Origin of the sequence: Streptosporangium sp. NPDC004379, from assembly GCF_042873875.1 — a bacterium.
Lineage (GTDB): Bacteria > Actinomycetota > Actinomycetes > Streptosporangiales > Streptosporangiaceae > Streptosporangium.
Map to the genome: position 1 here is coordinate 362,173 of NZ_JBIAMC010000006.1, position 22,634 is coordinate 384,806.

Consider the following 22,634-nt stretch of genomic DNA (forward strand, 5'->3'; position numbering starts at 1 on the left):
CCCGGGACCCGGAGCCCGGACGGGCTTCGGACCCCGGCGGTGGACCGGGGCGGGGCCGGGCGGCCGCGGCCCGGCCCGCGTTCCTCCGGCCGTTCCGTTTGTCCTCGTCACCCCGGGTATGGCCACTGAACTGGAACGAAGGCGTCGAGGAGGCAACGATGACCAGGTTCGGATACTTCCTCTCCAGCGAGGAGCACGACCCCAAGGAGCTGGTACGGCAGGCGAAGCTGGCCGAGCGGGCCGGGTTCGAGGGGCTGTGGATCTCCGACCACTACCACCCCTGGATCGACGAGCAGGGGCAGAGCCCGTTCGTGTGGTCCGTCATCGGCGCCATCGCCGAGGCGACCTCGCTGCCGATCACCACGGCCGTCACCTGCCCGCTGGTCCGCATCCACCCGGCGGTCATCGCCCAGGCCGCCGCCACCAGCGCCGTGCTCACCGGCGGCCGGTTCCGGCTCGGCGTCGGCACCGGAGAGGCGCTGAACGAGCACATCATCGAGTCCCGCTGGCCCCCGGTCTCCGAGCGGCTGGAGATGCTGGAGGAGGCGGTCGAGCTCATGCGGGAGCTGTGGTCGGGCAAGCTGGTCACCCATCGCGGCGTCCACTACGACGTCGACAACGCCCGCCTGTACACGCTGCCCGACAGCCCGCCGCCCGTCTATGTCTCCGGCTTCGGCGAGAAGTCCGTGGAACTGGCAGGGCGGATCGGCGACGGGTACATCTGCACCGGCCCCGCGGGCGAGCTGGTGGAGCGGTTCCACAAGGCCGGCGGTGAGGGAAAGCCCACCCAGACCGGCCTGAAGGTCTGCTACGCCACCGACGAGGCCGAGGCCCGCAGGACCGTGCACCGGCTCTGGCCGAACCAGGGCATCCCGGGGGAGGCGTCCCAGCTCCTGCCGCTGCCGCGGCACTTCGAACAGCTCGCGGAGATGGTCACCGAGGAGCAGGCCACCGCCTCCACGCCCTGCGGACCCGATGTCGAGAAGCACGTCCAGTCGATCAAGGAGCACGTGGACGCGGGCTTCGACGAGGTCTACATCAGCCAGATCGGCCCCGACCAGGACGCCTTCTTCGACTTCTACGCACGCGAGGTGCTGCCCCGCGTGCGCTGAGGCCGGTGCTCACGCCGCCTCCGCGCACCGGAGGCGGCGTTCCGTCCACGATCCGCCGGCCGGTGACGCCGCTCCGCGTGTGCCGAGGCGGCGGAACCGGAGTGGGATCCGCGCTCCCGGGAAAACAGAGAAGGGTGACGGATGAGGGTCTCGTTCTCCTGATCGCCTGGGGGCAGCTCGCCGTACTCCTCGGCGTACTGGCCTATTTCCTGCTGAGAAGGCGCACGTGAGGCGCGCCTCCGGGCGGGCGGAGCAGGCCGCCGTGACCCGCACGGCGGCGTGGGTCGCCATGGCCCGTACGGCGGCCCGCCCTGCCGTGGCCCGCGCGGCCGTCCTCGCGGCGGCCCGCGCCGCGGTCCTCACAGTGGTCCTCGCGGCGGTCCTCGCGACGGCGGGATGCGTCAGCCCGGCCTGGGACGACCACGACTACGCGCTGAAGGCCGCCGCGTCGGCCGAGACCGCCGCCTCCGGCACCGAGCTGGTACGGCTGGCCGTGCAGCGGCAGGACGAGCTGTTCACCCCCTACCTGAAGACGGTGCTGACCGAGAGCGCCCGGGAGCTGGGCAGCGTCAACGACCAGTTCGGCGGTGTTCAGCCGCCCTCCGACGCCTCCGACCGGGTCCGCGAGGAGCTGATGGGCCTGACGACCCGGGCCGAGGACGAGGTGGACGCGCTGCTCGTGCAGGTCCGGCGCGGCGGCGTGAAGGACCCGGCGCGGGCGGCGGCGGAGCTGCGGGACCTGGCGGCGCGGCTGCGGCGGTTCGGCGAGGAGCACCGCTCGTGAGGCCGCGCGGCACGGCGGAGAGCGGGAGGGAGCCGGGCGCGGCGACCCCGTGGACGCACGGCACGGGACGGACCGCGTTCCCGGCGAGTCCGGCGATCCCGGCGATCCCGGCGTGGGCACGCGGCGTGGGACAAGGGCGGTCGCGGTGAAGAAGCTGTTCGCCGTGACGCTCGGCATCCTGACCGCGTTCGGCGGGTTCGTCGACATCGGCGACCTCGTGGGCAACGCCCTGGTCGGCTCCCGCTTCGGGATGTCGCTGGCCTGGGTGGTGGTCGTCGGGGTCGTGGGGATCTGCCTGTTCGCCGAGATGTCCGGCAGGGTCGCCGCGGTCTCCGGCCGGCCCGTCTTCGACCTGGTCCGCGAGCGCCTCGGACCCCGGGCCGGCCTGGTCAACCTGGCGGCGTCGTTCTTCGTCAACGTCCTCACCCTGGCCGCCGAGATCGGCGGCGCCTCCTTGGCACTGGAGCTGGCGACCGGGGTGAACTACCTGCTGTGGGTGCCCGGGGTCGCGCTGGTGGCCTGGCTGGTGATGTGGCGGGTGAGGTTCGAGACCATGGAGCGGGTCTTCGGGCTGGCCGGGCTCGCCCTGGTGGTCTTCGCCGTGACGCTGTGGACGCTCGGGCCCGACTGGGGTGAGCTGGCCGGGCAGCTGGCCGGTCCGCCGCAGGACGAGGGCGCGCCGACGTACTGGTACTACGCGATCGCGCTGCTGGGCGGCGCGATGACCCCGTACGAGGTGTTCTTCTTCTCCTCGGGAGGCGTGGAGGAGCGCTGGAGCGCGCGGGATCTGGCGGTCGAGCGGGCCAACGTGTTCATCGGCTTCCCGCTGGGCGGATTCCTCTCCCTGACGATCGCCGGGTGCGCGGCGACGGTCTTCCTGCCGCTCCAGGCCCAGGTCTCCAGCCTGAGCCAGATGGTGCTGCCGGCCGGGATCGGGCTGGGCGGGATCGGCCTGGCCCTGGTGATCTTCGGGATCTTCGCCGCCACGTTCGGCGCGACGCTGGAGACCGCCCTGTCGTCGGGATACACCCTCAGCCAGTACTTCGGCTGGCAGTGGGGCAAGCGGCTGCGGCCCAGGGACGCGGCCAGGTTCCACGCGGTGGTGCTGGTCGTCATGGTCGCCGCGACCGCGCTCATCCTCACCACCATCGACCCGATCACGGTCACGGAGTACTCCCTGGTCTTCTCCGCCGCCGCGCTGCCCCTGACCTACCTGCCGGTTCTGATGATCGCCAACGATCCCGACTACATGGGAGACCGGGTCAACGGCAGGTTCGCCAACACCCTGGGAACGCTGTACATGGTGCTGCTCTGCGTGGTGGCCGTGGCGGCGGTGCCGTTGCTCATCGCCACCAAGGCGGGCCAGTGACGGCGGCCCGTCGGGCTCCCGCGGGGGCTTCCCCGGCGAGGAGGGAGGACCGATGACGGCGGCCCGGTGCGTCCACGCCCAGCTGCACCTGCTGGACCGCCAGGTGGTCCGGGCCGGAGACGGCCGCCTGCTGTGCAAGGTCGACGAGCTGGAGCTCCTGCCGGGACCGGACGGCCGGCCGTACGTGGCGTCGATCCTGGCCGGACCGCTCGCCCTGGGGCCCCGGCTCGGCGGGGTGCCGGGCCGGCTGACGGTCGCGGTGACGGAGCTGTTCCGGCCTGAGGAACGTCCCGGGCCGCGGCGGATCCCCATGGCGCTCGTCTCCGAGATCGGCAGCGCGATCAGGATCGGCGGGGAGACCGGGGACCTCGCTCTGGAGCGCTGGGTCCGGGACCACGTCATCGCCCCCATCCCGGGCAGCGGTGAGACCGGAGCCCCGGAGCGGGCCGCGTGGCCGCCGCCCGGGGAGTCCGCCGCGGACGCGAGACGGCTGAGCGCCCTCCTCGGCCGGAGGGTCGTGGACGCCGCGGGCGAGCCCGCCGGACGGGTGGCCGACGTACGGCTCAGCCAGGACGGGCCGATGCTGGGCGAGGTCCAGCGGGCCTTCCGGGTCGAGGGGCTGATCGTCGTCCCCCGACGCGCCGGGCGGCTGTTCGGCTACGAGCGGGGCCCGGGCGGGAAGGCTCCGTGGCTGGTCAACAGGCTGATCAGGTGGCTGAACCGGGGCGGCCGGTTCGCCACCTGGGAGCAGATCGCCTCGCTGGGCGATCCGGAGCGCGGGGACGGCGACGGCGAGCCGGTACGGCTGGCCGTACCGGCGGGGGAGCTCGCGCCGCTGGACGAACTGTACGAGCGGGCCCCCGGCTGACCCGCCCGTCGACCGTCCGCGGGCCGGACGCGCCACGCCTCGCATCCGTACGGTCCCGGCGCGTGTACGGGACGTATTCGCGCCGGTGTGACTTACGGGAACGCCGGGGTAGAGGGAGCCGATGAACAGTCGAGCAATTTCATTGGCATTGATGTCATTGGTTGTGATTTTGACTGGTTGTTCCTCTGCCGAGCGTGAGACCGCGGAACAGGCGGCCATCCGTTTCTACGGCGCGGTGCACGACCGCCAGGGAGAGCAGGCGTGCTCGCTGCTGGCGCCCTCGGCGGCCGAAGGGCTCAGCACCGGCGGCCAGAGGTGCGCCGGCGCCGTCCTCGACCTCGAACTGCCCGGCGGCCGGCCGGTGGACACCGAGGTCTGGGGCGACGAGGCGCAGGTACGGCTGTCACGGGACACCGTCTTCCTGCACAGGTTCCCCCAGGGCTGGCTGGTGCGCGGCGCGGGTTGCACGGCCCGCGACGAACTCCCCTACCGGTGCGAGGTGACGACCTGACATGCGCGTCATGTTCATCGTCACTCTGGTCCTGATCGGCGTCGGCCTGGCCTATTTCCTCGCCATCGGCCTTCTGCAGCGTTAGGGGGGCTCCGTGAAGGACTCCGTGAAGAAGTTCGTCAAGAACAACGCCCTGAGCCTGTTCTTCCTCGTCGCGTTCCTGCTGTCCCTGGTGGGACAGTCGTTCGCCGGGAACGCCGCCGCCAACCAGGAGCGGCTCGCCGAGGGCGGCGCGCCGCTGTCGTGGATGGCCTACGTGACCTCATCCGACTTCACCACCGACGTCGCGGAGAACTGGCAGTCGGAGTACCTCCAGTTCCTGCTGTTCATCCTCGCGACGGTCTGGCTGGTGCAGCGCGGCTCCACCGAGTCGAAGAAGCCGGGCGAGGAGGGCGGCGAGAGCGACGCCGAGCAGAAGACGGGCCGGTACGCCGAGCCCGGCAGCCCCGCCTGGGCCGCCGCGGCCGGGTGGCGCCGGTCGCTGTACGGCAACTCCCTCGGCCTGGTGATGGGAGCCGTCTTCCTGCTGTCGTGGCTCGCGCAGTCGGTGTCGGGCCAGGCCTCCTACAACGCCCGGCAGCTCGCGCAACTGGAGGACCCGGTGGGCTGGGGCGGCTACGTCGTCTCGGCCGACTTCTGGAACCGCACGCTGCAGAACTGGCAGTCGGAGTTCCTCGCCGTGCTGTCGATGGTCGTGCTCTCCGTGTACCTGCGCCAGCGCGGCTCGACGCAGTCCAAACCCGTCGGGGCCGCCCACGACGCGACCGGCGTCGAGGGGTGACGCCGCCCGGGGGCCGCGCGCCCCCGGGGCGGCACCGGACCCCCGTACGGCGGGTCCTCCCGGACCGGATCATCACGCGACCGGATCCTCATGAGCCGAATCGGCGCCGGAGAGGCCGTCAGACCTCCAGGCACCTTTCCCCCGCCACGATCTTCGCCCCCATGTTGCGCTCCATCATCCGCAGCGAGGCGTCCGCCAGGTCGGCGTGGATGCCGGCCACGCAGTCGCGCGGGACCCTGATCGAGAAGTGCCGCACGTAGGCGTCGAGCGCGCTGTAGAGGACGCACTGCTCGGTGACCTGGCCGGCCAGCACCACGGTCTCGACCTCCTCCCGTCGCAGCAGATACTCCAGGGAGGTGCCGTAGAACGCGCTGTGGCGAACCTTCTGCAGGAAGGGCGCCTCCTTCGGGGGCAGCACCGGCTCGACCAGTTCGGGCCGCCGGCCCGCGAGCGCCCGCTCCGCCAGATCCTCCCGGGTCACGGAGAAGTCCCCGTAGTTGTCGTTGACGTACACCAGCCCGACGTCGTCGCGCTCGTGCGCCCGGCGCATCAGATCGGCCAGGGGACCGACGATCCCGGCGACGTTCTCGGCGAGCGGTTCCGCGTCCTTGTGGTCGTAGGGGTTCAGCATGTCCACCACGACCAGCGCAATCTTTCCCATGCATCGCTTCTCTCCCTTTCGGCCCCGTTCATTCGGCCCCGGTTTCATCGGTGGACCCCCGGGTAGCCGCAGAGGCTCCGGAGCACAGAAAGGAGCGAGGATGACGACCGCACGCGAGATCATGACGCCGAACGCCGAGTGCGTGAGGGCCGACGAGACCGTGCTCGATGCGGCCACCAAGATGGCTCGCCTCGATGTGGGCTCCCTGCCGATCTGCGGCACGGACGACCGGCTCAAGGGCATGCTGACCGACCGCGACATCGTGGTGAAGGTGCTGGCCCAGGGCAAGGATCCGAAGTCCTGCCAGGCCGGTGAGTTCGCCCAGGGCGAGGCGGTCACCATCGGCGCCGACGACGATGCCGGGGAGATCCTCACCACGATGGCCAAGCACAGGGTCCGCCGGCTTCCGGTGATCGACGGACACAAGCTGGTCGGGATGGTCGCCCTGGCCGACGTGGCGCGGGCGCTGCCCGACGCGCCGGTGGGTGACCTCATGGACGCGGTCACCTCCGACTGACCCCGGCCGACCCTGGCCGACCCACTGCCGGCGCCCCGGATCCTGCGTCTCCGGGGCGCCGGGCTCTTCACCGGCCCGGATCCGTGTCTCCGTGTCTCCGGGTGCCGGACGCTCGCCGCCCGGATCCCGCGTCTCCGGGTGCGGGGCCCTTCGCCGCCCGGGTCGCCTCCCGGGTCTTCTCACGCCCTTCACCCGGGCCTTTCCCGCCGGTGCTCTTCACCGGGGCCTTTCCCGCCGGCCGACGTGGTCTTCCCGCCGGTTCGCCGTGTCTGCCGTACGGCGGGCTCCCCGTGCCCGCCGTACGGCGGAGCGCGCAGCTCTGAACGGCCAAATATTCCCCGAAATGTCACTCTAAGCAGCGATTCATTACAGAGTGTAGCGTACGCTGAGAGGCATGGTCGTATCGATACGGCGGTGCGTGCGGCCCGGAGGCATCCTCCGGGCGCTGTACTCGACCGTGCTCGGTGCCGCCGTCCTGCTCCACCTCGTGCTGTGCTCCCACGCCCACTCGGCGCACGTCCATTCGGCCCACGCTCACTCGGCCCCCACCCACTCGGTCCCCGCCCACTCGTTCCACCACCATCGTCACGAGCTCCGGACCGTATCCTCCGGGGAGACGTGCCACGGAGAGGCCCGGGGCGTGACCACCGGCCCCCGGAGCACCGCCGGTTCCCTCGTCGCAGCCGTCATCGGTCCCCGGCTCGCCGCCGGTTCCCTCCCCGCAGCAGCAGCCACCGCAGCCGCCACCGGCCCCCGGACCGTGTCCGGCTACCGTGCGATCGCCCGCCACCGCACCGTGTCCGGCGCGGTGGCGTACTGCGGCGGCACCCCGTGTCCCCTGCGTCCCCTGCTGCCCGCGGGCGAGGACCACACGCTGTGCGGGGCGGCGGCCGGGCCGTCGATCACCATCCTCCGTGTCCTGCTCCCCGCCGGCCGCGCCGCCTGCGACGCCGCGACCGCCGAGGTGACCGCCGAAGCCCCGGCCGTTCCGGCGGCGCGGCGCGCCTCCCGTCCGGTCCGCCCGCTTCCGGGCGCGGCCCTGCTCCTGCTCAAGTCCGTTTCCCGGGTGTAGCCGGTCCGGCGGCGCGCCCCGTCGCCCGTGCCATCGGCGCGGGCCGTATCTCCGGCGTGCCCTGAGGCGGATCATCCGATCACGTTCGAGGGAAACGGACCATGACCTACACACTCAACTCACCGGACATCTCACTGCTCCCGGCCGGCCGGCTGGTCACCGGGAACACCTGCCACACCCCGGAGCACGTCGTCGGCAACACCCCGGTCCTGTGGATCCCGGAGCTCGTCACCGGCCGGGGCCGCGGCTTCTGGGCGAAGCTGGAGGGCGGCAACCCCGGGGGCATCAAGGACCGGCCCGCCCTGCACATCGTCGACCGGGCACGCCGGTCGGGCCTGCTGCGCCCGGGGGCGCCCATCGTGGAATCCACCAGCGGGACCTTCGGCCTCGGGCTGGCGCTCGCCGGCATCGTCCACGGACACCCGGTGACGCTGGTGACCGACCCGGGGATGGAGCCGCTGATGCGTCACCTGCTCGCGGCCTACGGGGCCCGGGTCGTCGTCGTCACCGAGCCGCACCCGGTGGGCGGCTGGCAGCGGGCACGCCAGGACCGGGTGCGCGAGCTGCTGGCGGGGCACCCGGACGCCTACTGCCCGGACCAGTACGGCAACCCCGACAACGTCACCGCCTACGCGGGACTGGCCGCCGAGCTCGCCGGTCAGCTCGGCCGGATCGACGTCCTGGTGTGCAGCGTCGGAACCGGCGGCCACAGTGCGGGCGTCACCCGGATGCTCCGCCGCTTCTATCCGGACCTGCGGCTCGTCGGCGTCGACTCGACGGGATCGACGATCTTCGGCCAGCCGGCCCGTCCCCGGCTCATGCGCGGCCTGGGCAGCAGCATCCACCCGCGCAACGTGGCCTACGAGCTGTTCGACGAGGTGCACTGGGTCGCGCCCGCCGAGGCGGTGTGGGCGTGCCGCCGCCTGGCGGCCCTGCGGTACGCCACCGGCGGCTGGAGCGTCGGGGCGGTGGCCCTGGTGGCGTCGTGGCTCGCCCGCACGCTTCCCGGCCACACGCGGACGGCGGCGGTCTTCCCCGACGGGCCGCACCGCTACTTCGACACCGTGTTCAGCGACGACTACTGCGCGGCCAACGGCCTCCTCGGGGCGCCGCCGGCCGCCGGCCCGGAGGAGATCGGTCACCCCGCGGAGCGCGAGCCGGTCCGCTGGACGCGGTGCAGGACCGTGGTCGACCCCCTCGCGGGCCCGCCGCCGGGCGCCCCGTCCGGTACGGCGGGTCCGCATCCCGCAGGCACGGCCGGCGCGGACCAGGCCGTGGCGGGTCAGGCCGTGGCGGGCCCCGCCGGAGAGGACCCCACCGTAGGGGACCTCGCCGGAGAGGACCCCGGTACGGCGGGCGCCGTCTGGGAGGATCGGTGACCGGCGCCGAAGAGGGGAAACCGATGACCGGGACCCCCGCGCTCATCCGGTCCTTCGACCGGCCGGTACGGCTGCTGCTGGTCAACCAGCTCACCATCAACACCGGCTTCTACATGCTCATGCCGTACCTCGCGGGTCACCTGTCCGGGACGCTGGCGCTGCCCGCGGCGCTGGTCGGGCTCATCCTCGGCGTCCGCAACCTGAGCCAGCAGGGGTTGTTCCTGGTCGGCGGGACGCTCGCCGACCGGCTCGGCTGCAAGCCCGTGATCGTGGCCGGATGCGGGGTGCGGGCCGTGGCGTTCCTGATGCTGGGGGTGGCCGGCTCGATCCCCGCGCTGGTGGCGGCCTCGGCGCTGACCGGGTTCGCCGGGGCGCTGTTCAACCCGGCCGTGCGGGCCTATCTCGCCAGGGAGGCCGGTGAGCGCAGGGTCGAGGCGTTCGCCGCCTTCAACGCCTTCGGCCAGCTCGGCATCCTGGTCGGGCCCCTGGTCGGGCTGCTGCTCAACGGGGTGACGTTCACCCTGGTCTGTCTGACCGCCGGGACGATGTTCGCGGTCCTCACGGTCGCCCAGATGCGGGCGCTGCCGCCGGGCGCGGGGGCCGGCTCGGGCGGTCCGGCCGGTCCGGGAACGGCCGGCGTCCCCGGAGCGGCGACCGGCGAGGGGAGGGCCGGTGACGAGGAGAAGGCCGGTGACGAGCGGATCGCCGAAGACGAGCGGAAGGCCAGGGACGAGCGGGTCGCCGGCCGGCGGGCGGCCCGGCTCCGGAGGCGTGTCCGGTCCCGGGAGCGTGTCCGACCCCGGAGGCGTGTCCGGCGTCCGGAGCCGTCCCTTTGGCGGGAGGCGGCCGCCAACCGGTCCCTGCTGCGGTTCTCGCTGGCCATGGCGGGTTCCTACGCGCTGAACTTCCAGATCTACCTCGGCCTGCCGCTGGAGGTCAGGCGGGTGACGGCCGGCGAACTCGGGGTCACGCTCGTCTTCGTGGTCTCCGGCGTCATGACCGTCGCCGGGCAGGCCCGGGTGACGGCGTGGGCGGGCCGGCGCTGGGGACCGTCCCGGGCCATCGCCCGGGGACTCGTCCTGATGGGCCTGGCATTCGTCCCGCTCGCGGTGGCCGCGCCGCTGACGGCCACCGCCGACGCCGCGGATCCGCCGTCCGCCGCCGTCCGGTTCCTCCTCCTGCTGCCCGTGCTGGGCACGGCGGTGCTGCTGAGCCTGGCCACGATGATCATCTACCCCTTCGAGATGACGACCGTCGTCGCGCTCGGCCCCGAGCACGCGGTGGGCACCCGCTACGGGCTCTACAGCACCCTGGCGGGTCTCGGCGTGGCCGCGGGCAACCTGCTGTCGGGGTGGGCGCTGGACCTGGGCAGGGCGGTCGGCCTGCCCAGTCTGCCGTGGCTCGGCCTGACGGCGGTCGGCGCCGGGTGCGCGGCGGCCGTACACGCCCTGAACCGGGCCGGACGGCTGCCGGAGCACCCCGCGGCCACCCCGGACGGGGCGTCTTCGGAAGAAGCCTCCTCTGGGCAGGACCCCCGAGATCCGCTCTCCCCGGACGCGGCTTCCCCGGACACGGCCTCTTCGGACGCGACCTCCCCGGACCCGTCGTCTCCCGGTACGACCTCACCGGCCGCCGCCCCGGCCGCGGCGGTACGGCCGCCGTCCGGTCCGCTCGCGCGGGCGCGCTCGTCCGGAGCCCATCTCAGGGACGCAGCCGCCGGGCGAGGTCGTGCAGGGCGGTGGCCAGGAGGTCGACGTCGTCACGCGAGGTGAAGAGCGCCGGCGTCACCCGGACGCAGTCACCCCGGACGGGCCCGCCCCGGCGCACGGTGAAGATCCGGTACCTGGCGTACAGGTCATCGGTGATCGCGACGTTCTCGGCCTCCGACGTACGGCCGGCGAACCGGAAGGCGGTGATCGCCCCGTACATCGCCGGGTCCTCCGGGGTCAGGATCGCAAGGCCCGGGATGTCGCGCACCCGGTGGACCCAGCGGTCGCGCAGGAAGCGCAGCCGCGCCTGCTTGGCCGCGGCGCCCAGCGCGTCGTGGAAGTCCAGGGCCGCGTCCACCGAGAGCACGGCGGCGGCGTCCAGCGTGCCGGAGTGGACGCGCGAGCGGATGTCGGTGGCCGGGTAGGTCTCGTCGGCGAACGCGAGGTCGATGTCGGGCAGGCGCTCCTTCCGGATGTGCAGGAAGCCCGTGCCCAGCGGCGCCCCCATCCACTTGTGCAGGGAGAACACGGTGAAGTCCGATCCGAGGTCGCCGAGGGTGAAGTCGAGCTGGCCCCACGAGTGCGCGGCGTCGACGATCACGTCGGCGCCGCGGGCCCGCGCCATCTCGACGATCTCCCGGACCGGCGTCACCAGCCCGGTGCGGTTGTTCATGTGGCTGAGCAGGAGAAGCCGTACCCGCGGGTGGTCGCGCAGCGCCGCGGCGTAGGCGTCCAGCACGGCCTGCCGGGTCGCCGGCTCGGGGATCGCCAGCCGCTCGACCGTGACGCCGCGCCGGTCGCGTAGCCAGTTCATCGCGTACCGGGCGCTGTGGTAGTCGAGGTCGGCGTACATCACCGCGTCGCCCGGCCGCAGCCGGTTGTAGCCGCCGATCAGGTTCTGCAGGGCCTCCGTGCCGCCTCGGGTGAGGGCGATCTCCTCGGCGGAGACCCCGAGGAGGGCGGCGACCCGCCGCCTGATCCGGTCGGCCCGCTCCTTGTAGTCCGTGCGCAGTAGACGGGAGTTCTGCTCGTTGAGCAGGTCCACGTTGCGGTGGTAGGCCAGGCGCACCGGCTCGGGCATGATCCCGTAGTAGCCGTTCTCCAGGTTCACGAAGTCCGGGCTGACGCGGTACCGCCGCGCGACGTCCCCCCAGAACGCCTCGTCCCCGGCCGATCGGCCCGGAGCACGGCCGGTGGCGGGGGTCCCGGGGATCGGAGCCGCCGCCGGTCCCCGGGCGGCGGGCGGCTCCAGGCCCGGCGGGGCCGCCGCGGCGAGGGAGGCGGTCAGCGCGCCCAACCCGGTGATCATCTTGCGTCTGGACACAGTCATCGAAATCCCCCGTACCGCATCAGCGGGCGACCGCGGCGCGCGCCGTCCGGCCGTCCCGGAGCGGAATCGGCGGGCCGGGCGGAATCACTCCGGCCCGAAACGGAACCGGCGGGCCGGGCGGATCACTCCGGGCGGGGCCGCGGCGGCACCCTGGTCGACGCTTCCAGTGTGCGGCGGACCGGCGCCGTCACGCCGTCACCGCCGGGGGCCCGGCGTGGCGCGGGCACCGGCGGTGACGGCGTGGACCGCCTTGTGACGAGGCCCCTCTCACGGCTCTCACGGCGGGCGTCGGCGGTGACGGCTTTTCAACGAGGACCGCTTCACGGCGAGCGCCGGCGGTGACGGCGGTGACGGCTGGGACCGTCTCGCGGCGGGGACCGCTTACTTGAAGCCGCGCAGCCGCAGGCTGTTGGTGACCACGAACACCGACGAGAACGCCATGGCGGCTCCGGCGATCATCGGGTTGAGCAGCCCCATCGCCGCCAGCGGCAGGGCCGCCACGTTGTAGGCGAAGGCCCAGAACAGGTTGCCCTTGATCGTGGCGAGCGTCCGGCGGGCCAGGCGGATCGCGTCGGCGGCCACCCGCAGGTCGCCGCGGACCAGCGTGAGGTCGGACGCCTCGATGGCCGCGTCGGTGCCGGTGCCCATCGCCAGCCCGAGGTCGGCCTGGGCGAGCGCGGCGGCGTCGTTGACCCCGTCGCCGACCATCGCCACCGACCGCCCCTGCGACTGGAGCCGCTTGACCACGTCCACCTTGTCGGCGGGCAGCACCTCGGCGATGACCTCGTCGATGCCCACCTCGGCGGCCACGGACCGGGCGACGGCCTCGTTGTCGCCGGTGAGCAGCACCGGGGTCAGGCCCAGCGCGCGCAGCCTCCGGACCGCCTCGGCGGAGGTGGGCTTGACCACGTCGGCGACCACGAGGATCGCCCGTGCCCTGCCGTCCCAGCCGACCGCGACCGCCGTACGGCCCGCGGCCTGCGCCTCCGCCAGGGCCCGCTCCAGCTCGGCGGGCAGGTGCTGCGACCACTCGGCCAGCAGGCGGGGACGGCCGACGAGGACGGCGTGCCCGTCGACGACGCCCTGGACGCCCAGCCCTTCGACGTTGGCGAAGTCCTCGGGGGCGGGCAGTTCGCCGACCCGCTCGGCGGCGCCCCGGGCCACGGCCTGGGCGATGGGGTGCTCGGAGGCGTGCTCCAGCGCCCCGGCCAGCCGCAGGACCTCGGCGTCGTCCTCGCCGTCGGCGGTGACGACGTCCACCAGGGTCATCCTGCCCTCGGTGACCGTGCCGGTCTTGTCCAGCACGACGGTGTCGACGCCGCGGGTGGACTCCAGGACCTCCGGCCCCTTGATCAGGATGCCGAGCTGGGCGCCCCGGCCGGTGCCGACCAGCAGCGCGGTCGGGGTGGCCAGGCCCAGGGCGCAGGGGCAGGCGATGATCAGCACGGCCACCGCCGCGGTGAACGCGGCGCCCGCGCCGCCGCCCGTGCCGAGCCAGAAGCCGAGCGTCCCGACGGCCAGGGCGATCACGATCGGCACGAAGATCCCGGAGATCCGGTCGGCCAGGCGCTGCACCTGCGCCTTGCCGGTCTGGGCCTCCTCCACCAGCCTGGCCATCTGGGCGAGCCGGGTGTCGGAGCCGACCCGCGTGGCGCGGACGACCAGGCGGCCTCCGGCGTTGACGGTCGCGCCGGTCACCGCGTCGCCGGGCCGTACCTCGACCGGGACCGACTCGCCGGTCAGCATCGAGGCGTCCACCGCCGAGGAGCCCTCCTCGACCACGCCGTCGGTGGCGATCTTCTCGCCGGGCCGCACCACGAACCGCGTCCCCACCGCCAGGCTGTCGGCGGGGACGCGGACCTCGGCGCCGTCGCGCAGCACGGAGACGTCCTTCGCGCCGAGCTCCAGCAGGGCGCGCAGCGCCGCGCCCGCGCGGCGCTTGGAACGGGCCTCGAAGTAGCGGCCCGCGAGGATGAACGCCGTCACCCCGGCCGCGGCCTCGAGGTAGATGTTGCCCGCGCCGTCGGTGCGCTCGATGGTGAGCGCGAACGGGTGGGTCATGCCGGGGGTGCCGGCCGTACCGAAGAACAGTGCCCACAGCGACCAGCCGAGCGCGGCGATCGTGCCGAGCGAGACCAGGGTGTCCATGGTGGCGGCGCCGTGGCGCAGGTTGGTCCAGGCGGCCTTGTGGAACGGCCAGCCGCTGTAGACCACGACCGGCGCGGCCAGGGTCAGCGACAGCCACTGCCAGTTCCTGAACTGCAACGCCGGGATCATCGCCATCGCGATCACCGGGACGGCCAGGACGACGGCGGTGATCAGCCTGGCCCGCAGCGGGGCGAGCCCGTCGGCCCCCTCTCCGGGCTCCCGGGACTCCCCGGCGCCCTCGGCGCGGGGAGGCGGGGGCAGCTCGGCGGTGTAGCCGGCCTTCTCGACCTCGGCGACCAGTTCGCGGGGGTCGAGATCGGCGGGGAAGACGACCTTGGCCTTCTCGGTGGCGTAGTTGACGGTCGCGGTGACGCCGTCGAGCTTGTTCAGCTTGCGCTCGATGCGGTTGGCGCACGACGCGCAGGTCATGCCGCCGATCGAGAGCTCGACCGCGCCGGTGTCCGGCGGCCGTTCGTCCGTGATGGAGGACATCACCTCTCCTTTCTCCGCGTCATGCCCTGGTCAGTGTGAGTGGTCGTCGGCGTGTTCCGCGCCGCTTTCCGACGGCTCGGGCGTGCCGTTCCCCGACGGCTCGGGTGTGCCGGACGGGCCGGTCGGGGCCTCGGACGGCGCCGGGACGTCCCCGGCGCGGACGGTGAAGTCCGCCGTGCGCACCTCGCCCCCGTGCTTGAAGTCCAGGAACAGCCGGTAGGTGCCCCGGCTGGGCGCCTCGGCGTAGAAGGTGACCTCCGGGCCGGAAGGCGTCCTGCCGTCGCCGGGCTCCCCGTCGGGGTGGACGTGCAGGTAGGCGAGGTCGCCGTCGCGCAGCGCCACGAGGTGGCCGTAGGCGCCGAGGTAGGGCTGCAGGTCGGTGACCGGCTTCCCGTCCTTGCTCACCTTCAGCGTAACCCTGCTGGAACGCCCGGGAACCAGGTCGCCCGCGAGGTCGACGGTGTACCCGTCCACCTTCGCCGTACGGCGCGGCTCCAGTGCCCCGGAGGGCTTGTAGTCGCCGCCGGCTCGCAGGTCGGCGCCGAGCGTCAGCGGGTGGCCGCCCTCGGGGGCGAAGTCGGCGAACGCGCGGTAGGCGCCCGCCTCCGGCAGTGTCAGCCGTACCGACCAGACGCCGTTCCCGGCCTCCTCGGGGTGCAGGTGCCGGAACTCGCCGAGGTCGCGTGAGACCACGATGAAGTGCAGCTTCTTCTCGTGCTGCGTCTGGTAGGCGGTGACCGGGCGGCCGTCCGGGCCGGTCACGGTGAACCGGAGCCCGGTCTCCTCGCCCGGGGTGAACACGGTGGTCTCGGGGACGAGGGTGTAGCCGTCCTGGGAGATCTGCAGGCCCGCCGGGACGGACGCCACATCGTCGCCCTGTTCGGCGCCGGTGTCGCCGTGGCCGCCGTGCCCGGCGTCCGGGCTCCCGGTGGGCGCGGCGTGCGCCGGGTGGGCGGTCTCCGCGGGCGGCGCGGCGGCCGGGCCCACGGCCCGGCCCGCGCCCAGCGCGCCGCCGAAGACCACGGCGAGCCCGAGGGCGTAGGCCCCGATCCGGACCGGGGTGTTCACGACGTGGCCGCCACTTCGTAGCCGGCCTCCTGGACGGCGGCGGTGATCGCGGCCGCGTCGACGGGGGCGTCGCTGCTGACGGTCATCGCACCGGTGGCGAGATCGACGTCGACGCCGGTGACACCGGGAACCTGGCCGACCTCCTCGGTGACCGAGCTGACGCAGTGGCCGCAGGTCATGCCGTTGACGGTGTAGGTGGCGGTGGTCATGTCCGGCCTCTTTCCTCGCTATTTTTACCCTGGGGGGGTATCCGTATATCGACAACATACCCCTCCCCCGTTCTATTCCTCAACTCCGGCACCCGCTGCGGACGGCCCCGGGGCCCGATGCGGACGGTCCCTGCGCTCGGTGCGGAAGGCCTCCCGGGCCCGGCGCGGAGGGCCTCCGGGCCCGGCGCGGACGGCCCCCGGGGCCTCTGGGCCTGGCGGTGGCCCGCGGAAATGGGCGCGACAGCGCGGCCGGGGAGCGGGAGGATGGTCTCCCCCGACATCCGTGAACCGGCGCGTGGCCCGGTGCGTCACGCGGCCGTGAGAAGGAGACCCCCGGTGCACAGCTTCAGGAGCGACCTCGCGTTGCTCCGGGACAGGCGCTTCGCCCTGTTGTTCGCGGCCCGCACCATCTCGGTGCTCGGCGGCTCGTTCGCCCCGGTGGCCCTGGCCTTCGGCGTCCTCGGGCTTCCCGGGGCCACGCCGGGGACGCTCTCGGTGGTCCTGACCGCCGAGGCGCTGCCCACCGTGGTCTTCATGCTCGCGGGCGGGGTGATCGCCGACCGGTTCCCCCGGCACCGGGTGATGATGACCGGTGACGTGCTCAACGCGGTGGCGTTCTTCTCCATCGCCGCGATGATGCTCACGGGGTGGACCCCGGTCCCCGTCCTGGCGGCGGCCGCGGCGCTCAGCGGGGTGGCGATGGCCGTCCTCTTCCCCGCCCTGGCCGGAATCGTCCCCGATGTCGTCCCCGCCGACCGGCTGCAGACCGCCAACGCCCTGCTGGGACTGGGCGTCAACAGCTCGCGCGTCGCCGGGCTCGTGCTGAGCGGTGCCACGGTGGTCCTCATCGGCGGCGGCTGGGCGCTGGCCGTCAGCGGCGTCATGTTCACCGTGGCGGCGCTGCTCGTCGCCGCGCTGCGCCTCACCCCGGCCGGACGCGCCGCGGGGGAACGGCACTCCGTCCTCGCCGACCTGCGCGGCGGCTGGCGCGAGTTCGTCTCCCGGCAGTGGCTGTGGGTCGTGGTGGCGCAGTTCTCGGTGCTGGTCATGGCGGCGCAGGCCGCGCACGGGGTGCTCGGCCCGCTGGTGGCCAAGGAGAGCCTCGGCGGAGCCGCGGCCTGGTCCGCGGTGCTGACGGGCGAGGCGGCCGGCATGATCTTCGGCGTCTTCCTGGCGCTGCGGCTGCGCCCCCGCCGCCCCATCCTGGTCGGCACCGTCCTCACCGTGCCGACGGGACTCCCCTACCTCCTGCTCGGCGTCGGAGCCCCGCTGTGGACGGTCGTCGCCGGAGCCGTGGTGATGGGCGTCTGCTTCGACCTCTTCGGCGTGCTGTGGAACACCACGATGCAGCGGGAGATCCCGCCCGCCTCCCTGTCGCGGGTCAGCTCCTACGACGCCCTGGGCTCGCTGATGTTCGGCCCGCTCGGACTGCTGCTGGCCGGCCCGATCGCGATCACGGCCGGTCCCCGGCCCGCCCTGGTGGGATGCGCCGGGATCATCCTCGTGGTGTCCCTGGCCGCGCTGCTCTCCCCCGGTGTCCGGAACCTGCGGGCCCCGGACACCGCCGCGGCGGACCGGGCCCCGGGCACCGCCGGAGACCGGGAGCCCGGCACCGCCGCCGGGGACCGGGAGCCGGTCGGGGACGCGGCGGGGCCGGAGGCGGCGGACCCGAAACCGGCGGCGGACGCGGTGGACACGGCGGACGCGGTGGACATGGTGGCCCGGGGGCCGGTGGCGGACGCGGAGCCCGGCTCACCGGCCCGTCAGTAGCCCGCCGTACGGCCTCGGCAGCCCCGCCGTACGGGCCCGTCGGTGACCGGCTCTGCGGTCCGTCAGTAGCCGAGGGCGCGGTCGGTGAAGCGCTTGGCCAGGAAGGGCGACTTGAACTTCGGGTAGGCGACCGTCTTCGGATCGCCGTCGGAGGTGTAGCGCTCGTCGGGGTGCGCCTTCAGCCAGTCGAGCCAGGCGGTGGAGCAGAACTTCACGCAGTCGCCCTTCTTGTCCATCGACCTGATCCGCGGGATGCCGACCGGGTCGAACTTCTTGCTGAACGGCGACTCCGCCGGGGTGTAGCCGGCGAGGAACACCCCGCCGAAGTCGTAGCCGGCCTTCCCCGACCCGCCCTTCAGGCCCCAATCCTTGGTGCTCGGCTGGTTGCCGTACGGCAGGGCCAGCGTGACCGGCTTGAAGCCGATCAGCTTGTCGATCAGCTCCTGACCGGCGCCGATCTCGGCCGTCACCTGTTCCTTCGACTTGCCGTGCAGGTTCTTGTGGTCCCGCGTGTGGTTGCCGATGTCGTAGCCCCTGTCGCGCAGCCAGAGCAGGATCTGGGCGGCCTCCTCCGGGAGGTTCTCCTTCCCGAACAGGTCACGGATCACGTAGAACGTCGCCACCGGGCGGAACCCGGGGTTCTTCTTCGCGACGTCCTCCAGGATGCCGACGGCCGTGTCCGGCATGGGGTTCCCCGCGCCGTCCAGGGTGACCTGTGAGGGGGAGGAGTCGTCGAAGGTGAGCACGACCGGGTGTTTGCCGGCCGGGATGTCCATGTGCCCGGTGACGTACTCCGCCGCGGTGACGGGGACGTAGCCCTCCCGGGCGAGCCGCTCCAGTTCGGTGCGGAACTGCTGAGGAGTGCGGTCGTCCTGGGTCGCGGGCTTGTCCACCACGCGGTGGTACATCAGGACCGGTATCTGACCCAGCTCGTTGGCGTGGGCCTCCGCGGCCTTCGCCAGCTTGGCCTTGAGGGTCGCCTGCTGGGCGGCGGCGGCGGATTTGGCCGCGGCCGGCTTCGCGGCTCCGGCGTTCGTGTCGTGTGCGTCGTTCTGCCCGGACATGCATCCGGCCAGCAACGAGCCCGCCGCCGCGGCGACCATACCGGTCCTGACCACTTTAAGACGGTTCATTGAATCCCCCCAGCGCACTGATCAAGTGCCTGTTATCCCCCGCTGACCTGCGGATGGATCTCCACGTGGAGCAAAGGATTCATACCCGCGGGACAGAAATCGCAGGCAGTGACGATGGTCAAGGATTGAGAGCGCCGGGGCGAGGATGACCTACGAAGCCAGGGGGGCGCCAGCCGTACTTCCGGGCAGGAGTCTGCGAAAGGGACAGATGGTACGGCGGCGCGTCCCGGCCGGGAGAGTGCGGACGGCGGCTCCTTCGGGAGGCTCCCGGGCGCCGGTGGCGTCCATGGGAGGCGCCCGGGGCGTCAGCCGGTGGCGCCCTTGAGGGCGGAGCGGTCGATGAGCGACATCCCCGGTACGGCCCGCATGCCCAGCCGCGCGTAGTAGGGCTGGAGCCGCTCCTCACAGAGGAGATCGACGGAGTAGAAGCCCTCGGCGCCGGCCAGGATCCTGCGCATCAGCTCGGTCCCGATCCCCCGCCCCTGGTACTCCGGCAGGACCTCCAGCCACGGGATGTAGGCCGTCAGGACACCGTCACTGATCATGTTGACGAACCCGACGACGCGGCGGGTCTCCTCGTCGATCGCGACGACCGCGCGGTGGCTTCCCCGCAGGACGGCCAGATGCTGCTCGGGCGAAGCCGGCGTCGGCCACCCCACGAAGAAACCGGTGAGCCGGTCGGCCTCGATCGCGTCGACGTCGTCGGTGTAGCGGATCATGGTAACTCCTCGCGGCAGGGCGCCGGCATCGGCCGATCACGCCGGGCCCGTAGAAGATATCCACCGGCTGTTCCGGCCGTCGATCGGATTTCCGGACGACCGGAACAGCCGGGCGGGGCGGCGCGGGGATGCGGCGGCGCTCAGCGGACGGACGCGGCGGGTGAGCCGGGCACGGCCGACGCTCGACGGGCACTCGATGTGCGCTCGATGTGCGCCCGGAGGATGAGCGGCGGGCAGGTGCTCAGCAGGCGGGCGCGGAGTCCAGGCGCATCCGGAGGCGGACCCGGGACCCCTCGTCGGCCTGGTCGATGGTGAGCTCGTCGCAGAGCTGGCTCATCAGCCACAGCCCGAACCCGCGCACCGTGTCCGTGGGACGCTCGGGCGGCACATGCTTGGCCGCCAGATCCCCCGAGTGGTCGGTGATCTCCACGGTGACGCAGGCGGCGTTGTGCCAGATGCTCAGCGTGCCCTCACCCCCGCCGTGTTCCAGGACGTTGATGACGGCCTCGTTGGCGGCGAGCAGCAGGTCGTCCAGCCGGTCGCCGCGCATGCCCGCCAGGGTCGCGTGCCGGAGGAGGCGTTCGCGCAGGGCGGTGAGGTCGTCATCGATCGGCCAGTGCTGACCGCGCTCGCCGGTCACGACACCCCCCTTGGCTCCGCCCTGTACGGCGACCACCGGGGGGAGCGGACCCGCTCCTCCGGAACCGGACGTCGCCGATGACTTGTCGATGCCGGACATCTGCCCGCTCGGAGCGGGCTTACGACCGTGCGGGCGGACGGAATATCCCTCGGGTCGCCGTTCGCCGTACCGTTCGCGGGGAACCTGCCCGTTCACTCCGAATTCCCGTTTCGCCGCAGGAACCCGACGGCCTCCTCGACCGTGGGATGTACGGCGAAGGCATCGGTGAGCCCGGTCAGATGGAAGATCCGCTGTATCCGGGGATGCGGACTGGCCATGGCGAGGTTGCCCCCGCGGTCCTGAACGAGCTTGCGGACGGCCAGGAAGACCCGGATGCCGGTGGAGTCGCAGAACGACAGCCCGGCGAGGTCCATGACGAGGTGCCGCCGATCGGAGCCGATGGCCCCCAGAAGGTCGTGGCGGAACCGCTCGGCGTTGGTGTAGTCGAGCTCGCCCGACACGGCCAGGAGGGACACCCCCTCCGCCGGGCCGCCGGACGTCGTCACGGCGTCCTCGGGCACGATGCTGATGTGGACGGCAGTGCTCACGGGCGACCTCCACAGCCGGCCGAAGGGGAAGGGGACGGTGGCGGGGCCGTCACCCGGACGGCGCGAACGCGGACCGGCGGGCGTCCGCCGGGCTCCGGGGCGCGGTGCGCCGGGACCGGGACGGCGCGAACGCGGACCGGCGGGCGTCCGCCGGGCTCCGGGGCGCGGTGCGCCGGAACCGGGATGGTCTGCTGGACGCCGACATCGTTCACCCGCAATCTCGATTCCTCTCGCGAGGCCGCCGACCACATCGCGGCGTCCCGCCGCGGAGACGGGCCGACCGTGATCGCTCTAGCCTATTGAATCCCCAAATTTCATGCTTGACACCCCTTTGTCGGGCGACCGGCCCACGCCCTGGGCGGGGCCTGAACGCCTCCGCGGGCTCCGGCCACCGGACGGCGCCGGCCGGAGCGTCCCGGACCCTCCGGGACGCATACCTTGCCCGCTTCGGGAATGAACACCGCTTCGGGAATGAACACCGCTTCGGGAATGAACACCGCTTCAGGAATGAACACCGCTTCGGGAATGAACACCACGGAGAATCGGCTGACCCAGCGCCGCCGTCCGGCGGCCGGAGAAGGGAGAACCCATGCAGGTCGACGTCAGGCTCCTGCCCGGTGGAGGTTCCTACGCGGCGGAGGTCGGCGGCGAGCGGGTGGGGCGGCTGGACCTCAGCCGGCGCGACGGCGCCATCGCCTACACCCACACCGAGGTCGATCCCCGTTTCGAGGGCAGAGGCGTGGGCGGCGCGCTCGTCCGGGTGGCGCTGGACGACGCCCGAGCCGAGGGCGCGAAGGTCGTCCCGCTCTGCTCGTTCGTCGGCGCCTGGATCCGGAAGCACCCCGAGTACGCCGATCTGGTGAAGAACACCTGACCGAGTCCCTCCCCGGAGCCGTGTCCATGTCCGAGGGCGCCTGACCAGATCCCTCCCTGGGGCCGTATCCAAGGACGGACCGGATTCCTCCCTGAGAGCCGTGTCCGAGGAGGCCTGGCCGGCCCTCTCCGGGATCGCCTCCGGGGAGAGACCCGCACCGGGCCCGGGCGCGCGGCGCCCGTCCCGGTCCGGCAGCATGGGCGCATGCTGCATCACGTCGAGCTCTGGGTGCCCGACCTCGACCGCGCTGTGCGGTCGTGGGGATGGCTGCTCGGGGAGCTGGGATACCGGCCCTTCCAGGAGTGGGAGGCGGGCCGGAGCTGGATACTGGACGGCACCTACGTCGTCGTCGAGCGGTCGCCCGCCCTCACCGCGTCCACGCACGATCGATGCCGACCCGGTCTGAACCATTTGGCCTTCGGCGTAACCGGACAGGCACGGGTGGATGAGCTGGTCAGCGCATCAGCCGGGCACGGGTGGACACTGATGTTCCCTGATCGACACCCCTACGCGGGCGGAACCGGCCATTACGCGGGTTATCTTGAGAACGAGGACGGCTTCGAGGTCGAACTCGCCGCGGTTCGCGAGTGCTGAGCGCGGCCGTACGTCATGACTGTAAATCACCTGGTTGATGCGGGTTTGCCACGTGGGCTTACCGTGTGAACCAGATCATGGCCCGATCCCTTGCTAGGCTGCAGGGAACCGTTTGAACCGGGCGTTGTCTCACCCCGGCAGGTGAGACCGTCGAGAAGTGGGGTCACACCGTGAAGAAGCTGCTCGTTCTGGTGCTCGTCGCCGTTGGGGGACTGCTGGTCTGGCGGAAGGTGCAGGCTGATCGCGCCGAGCTCGACCTGTGGACCGAGGCCACCGGCGGAGAGAACTGATCAACGCGGCTACCGAT

The 22,634-nt window shown here is 72.7% G+C and carries 23 protein-coding genes; 14 read left to right on the forward strand and 9 right to left on the reverse strand.

Annotated elements, in window-relative coordinates; all coding sequences use genetic code 11:
* Window positions 1-158 precede the first annotated feature (158 nt).
* From ACFYSC_RS16115 to ACFYSC_RS16140, 6 genes are all read left to right on the forward strand, one after another.
* Window positions 159-1,112, forward strand: a complete 954-nt coding sequence (locus tag ACFYSC_RS16115) for an LLM class F420-dependent oxidoreductase (protein ID WP_389961653.1) — start codon at window positions 159-161, stop codon at window positions 1,110-1,112.
* A 226-nt stretch (window positions 1,113-1,338) separates the two neighbouring features.
* Window positions 1,339-1,896, forward strand: coding sequence for a hypothetical protein (locus tag ACFYSC_RS16120; protein WP_389961655.1), 558 nt, complete (start codon window positions 1,339-1,341; stop codon window positions 1,894-1,896).
* A gap of 145 nt (window positions 1,897-2,041) precedes the next feature.
* Complete coding sequence (locus ACFYSC_RS16125) at window positions 2,042-3,265, forward strand: NRAMP family divalent metal transporter (RefSeq protein ID WP_389961657.1); 1,224 nt, start codon at window positions 2,042-2,044, stop codon at window positions 3,263-3,265.
* A 52-nt stretch (window positions 3,266-3,317) separates the two neighbouring features.
* On the forward strand, window positions 3,318-4,133 hold the full coding sequence (locus tag ACFYSC_RS16130) for a hypothetical protein (protein ID WP_389961659.1): 816 nt from the start codon (window positions 3,318-3,320) through the stop codon (window positions 4,131-4,133).
* A gap of 151 nt (window positions 4,134-4,284) precedes the next feature.
* On the forward strand, window positions 4,285-4,644 hold the full coding sequence (locus ACFYSC_RS16135) for a hypothetical protein (protein WP_389961661.1): 360 nt from the start codon (window positions 4,285-4,287) through the stop codon (window positions 4,642-4,644).
* Between the two features lie 94 nt (window positions 4,645-4,738).
* Window positions 4,739-5,425, forward strand: coding sequence for a DUF6766 family protein (locus tag ACFYSC_RS16140; RefSeq protein ID WP_389961663.1), 687 nt, complete (start codon window positions 4,739-4,741; stop codon window positions 5,423-5,425).
* 118 nt (window positions 5,426-5,543) lie between these two features.
* On the opposite strand, the gene ACFYSC_RS16145 is transcribed toward ACFYSC_RS16140, so the two are convergent.
* Window positions 5,544-6,086: an isochorismatase family cysteine hydrolase gene (locus tag ACFYSC_RS16145; RefSeq protein WP_362940256.1), complete on the reverse strand. Its 543-nt coding sequence runs from the start codon at window positions 6,084-6,086 to the stop codon at window positions 5,544-5,546.
* 100 nt (window positions 6,087-6,186) lie between these two features.
* On the opposite strand from ACFYSC_RS16145, the gene ACFYSC_RS16150 reads away from it, so the two are divergent.
* The 4 genes from ACFYSC_RS16150 to ACFYSC_RS16165 all read left to right on the forward strand — a co-directional run bounded on the left by ACFYSC_RS16150 (window position 6,187) and on the right by ACFYSC_RS16165 (window position 10,826).
* Window positions 6,187-6,603: a CBS domain-containing protein gene (locus ACFYSC_RS16150; protein ID WP_389961665.1), complete on the forward strand. Its 417-nt coding sequence runs from the start codon at window positions 6,187-6,189 to the stop codon at window positions 6,601-6,603.
* Window positions 6,604-6,997: 394 nt separating this feature from the next.
* On the forward strand, window positions 6,998-7,675 hold the full coding sequence (locus ACFYSC_RS16155; RefSeq protein WP_389961667.1) for a hypothetical protein: 678 nt from the start codon (window positions 6,998-7,000) through the stop codon (window positions 7,673-7,675).
* Between the two features lie 101 nt (window positions 7,676-7,776).
* Window positions 7,777-9,054: a PLP-dependent cysteine synthase family protein gene (locus ACFYSC_RS16160; protein ID WP_389961669.1), complete on the forward strand. Its 1,278-nt coding sequence runs from the start codon at window positions 7,777-7,779 to the stop codon at window positions 9,052-9,054.
* A 23-nt stretch (window positions 9,055-9,077) separates the two neighbouring features.
* Window positions 9,078-10,826: an MFS transporter gene (locus tag ACFYSC_RS16165; protein ID WP_389961671.1), complete on the forward strand. Its 1,749-nt coding sequence runs from the start codon at window positions 9,078-9,080 to the stop codon at window positions 10,824-10,826.
* On the opposite strand, the gene ACFYSC_RS16170 is transcribed toward ACFYSC_RS16165, so the two are convergent.
* From ACFYSC_RS16170 to ACFYSC_RS16185, 4 genes are all read right to left on the reverse strand, one after another.
* Window positions 10,756-12,093, reverse strand: coding sequence for an aminotransferase class V-fold PLP-dependent enzyme (locus tag ACFYSC_RS16170; protein ID WP_389961673.1), 1,338 nt, complete (start codon window positions 12,091-12,093; stop codon window positions 10,756-10,758). The genes ACFYSC_RS16165 and ACFYSC_RS16170 overlap by 71 nt on opposite strands.
* Window positions 12,094-12,474: 381 nt before the next feature.
* Window positions 12,475-14,733, reverse strand: a complete 2,259-nt coding sequence (locus ACFYSC_RS16175) for a heavy metal translocating P-type ATPase (protein ID WP_389961675.1) — start codon at window positions 14,731-14,733, stop codon at window positions 12,475-12,477.
* 30 nt (window positions 14,734-14,763) lie between these two features.
* Entirely contained in the window at window positions 14,764-15,801 is a 1,038-nt protein-coding gene (locus ACFYSC_RS16180; RefSeq protein WP_389961677.1) for a hypothetical protein, read from the reverse strand.
* Window positions 15,798-16,010, reverse strand: a complete 213-nt coding sequence (locus ACFYSC_RS16185; protein WP_362940280.1) for a copper ion binding protein — start codon at window positions 16,008-16,010, stop codon at window positions 15,798-15,800. The genes ACFYSC_RS16180 and ACFYSC_RS16185 overlap by 4 nt, the downstream gene beginning before the upstream one ends.
* 336 nt (window positions 16,011-16,346) lie before the next feature.
* Between ACFYSC_RS16185 and ACFYSC_RS16190 the strand changes: the two genes are divergently transcribed.
* The gene (locus tag ACFYSC_RS16190) at window positions 16,347-17,780 is read left to right on the forward strand and encodes an MFS transporter (protein WP_389961679.1); all 1,434 of its coding nucleotides are present in this window, start codon (window positions 16,347-16,349) and stop codon (window positions 17,778-17,780) included.
* A 62-nt stretch (window positions 17,781-17,842) separates the two neighbouring features.
* Here the strand turns inward: ACFYSC_RS16190 and ACFYSC_RS16195 are convergent, their stop codons facing one another.
* From ACFYSC_RS16195 to ACFYSC_RS16210, 4 genes are all read right to left on the reverse strand, one after another.
* Window positions 17,843-18,898: a polysaccharide deacetylase family protein gene (locus ACFYSC_RS16195; RefSeq protein ID WP_389961681.1), complete on the reverse strand. Its 1,056-nt coding sequence runs from the start codon at window positions 18,896-18,898 to the stop codon at window positions 17,843-17,845.
* A 320-nt stretch (window positions 18,899-19,218) separates the two neighbouring features.
* Complete coding sequence (locus ACFYSC_RS16200) at window positions 19,219-19,632, reverse strand: GNAT family N-acetyltransferase (RefSeq protein ID WP_389961683.1); 414 nt, start codon at window positions 19,630-19,632, stop codon at window positions 19,219-19,221.
* A 241-nt stretch (window positions 19,633-19,873) separates the two neighbouring features.
* Complete coding sequence (locus ACFYSC_RS16205; protein ID WP_389961685.1) at window positions 19,874-20,272, reverse strand: ATP-binding protein; 399 nt, start codon at window positions 20,270-20,272, stop codon at window positions 19,874-19,876.
* Window positions 20,273-20,463: 191 nt separating this feature from the next.
* Complete coding sequence (locus tag ACFYSC_RS16210; protein WP_389961687.1) at window positions 20,464-20,859, reverse strand: STAS domain-containing protein; 396 nt, start codon at window positions 20,857-20,859, stop codon at window positions 20,464-20,466.
* Between the two features lie 589 nt (window positions 20,860-21,448).
* Between ACFYSC_RS16210 and ACFYSC_RS16215 the strand changes: the two genes are divergently transcribed.
* From ACFYSC_RS16215 to ACFYSC_RS16225, 3 genes are all read left to right on the forward strand, one after another.
* Window positions 21,449-21,733, forward strand: coding sequence for a GNAT family N-acetyltransferase (locus ACFYSC_RS16215; RefSeq protein WP_389961689.1), 285 nt, complete (start codon window positions 21,449-21,451; stop codon window positions 21,731-21,733).
* 204 nt (window positions 21,734-21,937) lie between these two features.
* Entirely contained in the window at window positions 21,938-22,327 is a 390-nt protein-coding gene (locus tag ACFYSC_RS16220; RefSeq protein WP_389961690.1) for a VOC family protein, read from the forward strand.
* Between the two features lie 170 nt (window positions 22,328-22,497).
* The gene (locus tag ACFYSC_RS16225; protein WP_229811953.1) at window positions 22,498-22,617 is read left to right on the forward strand and encodes a DLW-39 family protein; all 120 of its coding nucleotides are present in this window, start codon (window positions 22,498-22,500) and stop codon (window positions 22,615-22,617) included.
* The last annotated feature ends 17 nt before the right edge of the window (window positions 22,618-22,634 follow it).

Bases quoted from the DNA above. Each gene is read 5' to 3' on its own strand.
- ACFYSC_RS16115 (WP_389961653.1), top strand. From the start codon at position 159: ATGACCAGGTTCGGATACTTCCTCTCCAGCGAGGAGCACGACCCCAAG.
- ACFYSC_RS16130 (WP_389961659.1), top strand. From the start codon at position 3,318: ATGACGGCGGCCCGGTGCGTCCACGCCCAGCTGCACCTGCTGGACCGC.
- ACFYSC_RS16135 (WP_389961661.1), top strand. From the start codon at position 4,285: ATGTCATTGGTTGTGATTTTGACTGGTTGTTCCTCTGCCGAGCGTGAG.
- ACFYSC_RS16145 (WP_362940256.1), bottom strand. From the start codon at position 6,086: ATGGGAAAGATTGCGCTGGTCGTGGTGGACATGCTGAACCCCTACGAC.
- ACFYSC_RS16150 (WP_389961665.1), top strand. From the start codon at position 6,187: ATGACGACCGCACGCGAGATCATGACGCCGAACGCCGAGTGCGTGAGG.
- ACFYSC_RS16155 (WP_389961667.1), top strand. From the start codon at position 6,998: ATGGTCGTATCGATACGGCGGTGCGTGCGGCCCGGAGGCATCCTCCGG.
- ACFYSC_RS16160 (WP_389961669.1), top strand. From the start codon at position 7,777: ATGACCTACACACTCAACTCACCGGACATCTCACTGCTCCCGGCCGGC.
- ACFYSC_RS16165 (WP_389961671.1), top strand. From the start codon at position 9,078: ATGACCGGGACCCCCGCGCTCATCCGGTCCTTCGACCGGCCGGTACGG.
- ACFYSC_RS16170 (WP_389961673.1), bottom strand. From the start codon at position 12,093: ATGACTGTGTCCAGACGCAAGATGATCACCGGGTTGGGCGCGCTGACC.
- ACFYSC_RS16175 (WP_389961675.1), bottom strand. From the start codon at position 14,733: ATGTCCTCCATCACGGACGAACGGCCGCCGGACACCGGCGCGGTCGAG.
- ACFYSC_RS16185 (WP_362940280.1), bottom strand. From the start codon at position 16,010: ATGACCACCGCCACCTACACCGTCAACGGCATGACCTGCGGCCACTGC.
- ACFYSC_RS16200 (WP_389961683.1), bottom strand. From the start codon at position 19,632: ATGATCCGCTACACCGACGACGTCGACGCGATCGAGGCCGACCGGCTC.
- ACFYSC_RS16215 (WP_389961689.1), top strand. From the start codon at position 21,449: ATGCAGGTCGACGTCAGGCTCCTGCCCGGTGGAGGTTCCTACGCGGCG.
- ACFYSC_RS16220 (WP_389961690.1), top strand. From the start codon at position 21,938: ATGCTGCATCACGTCGAGCTCTGGGTGCCCGACCTCGACCGCGCTGTG.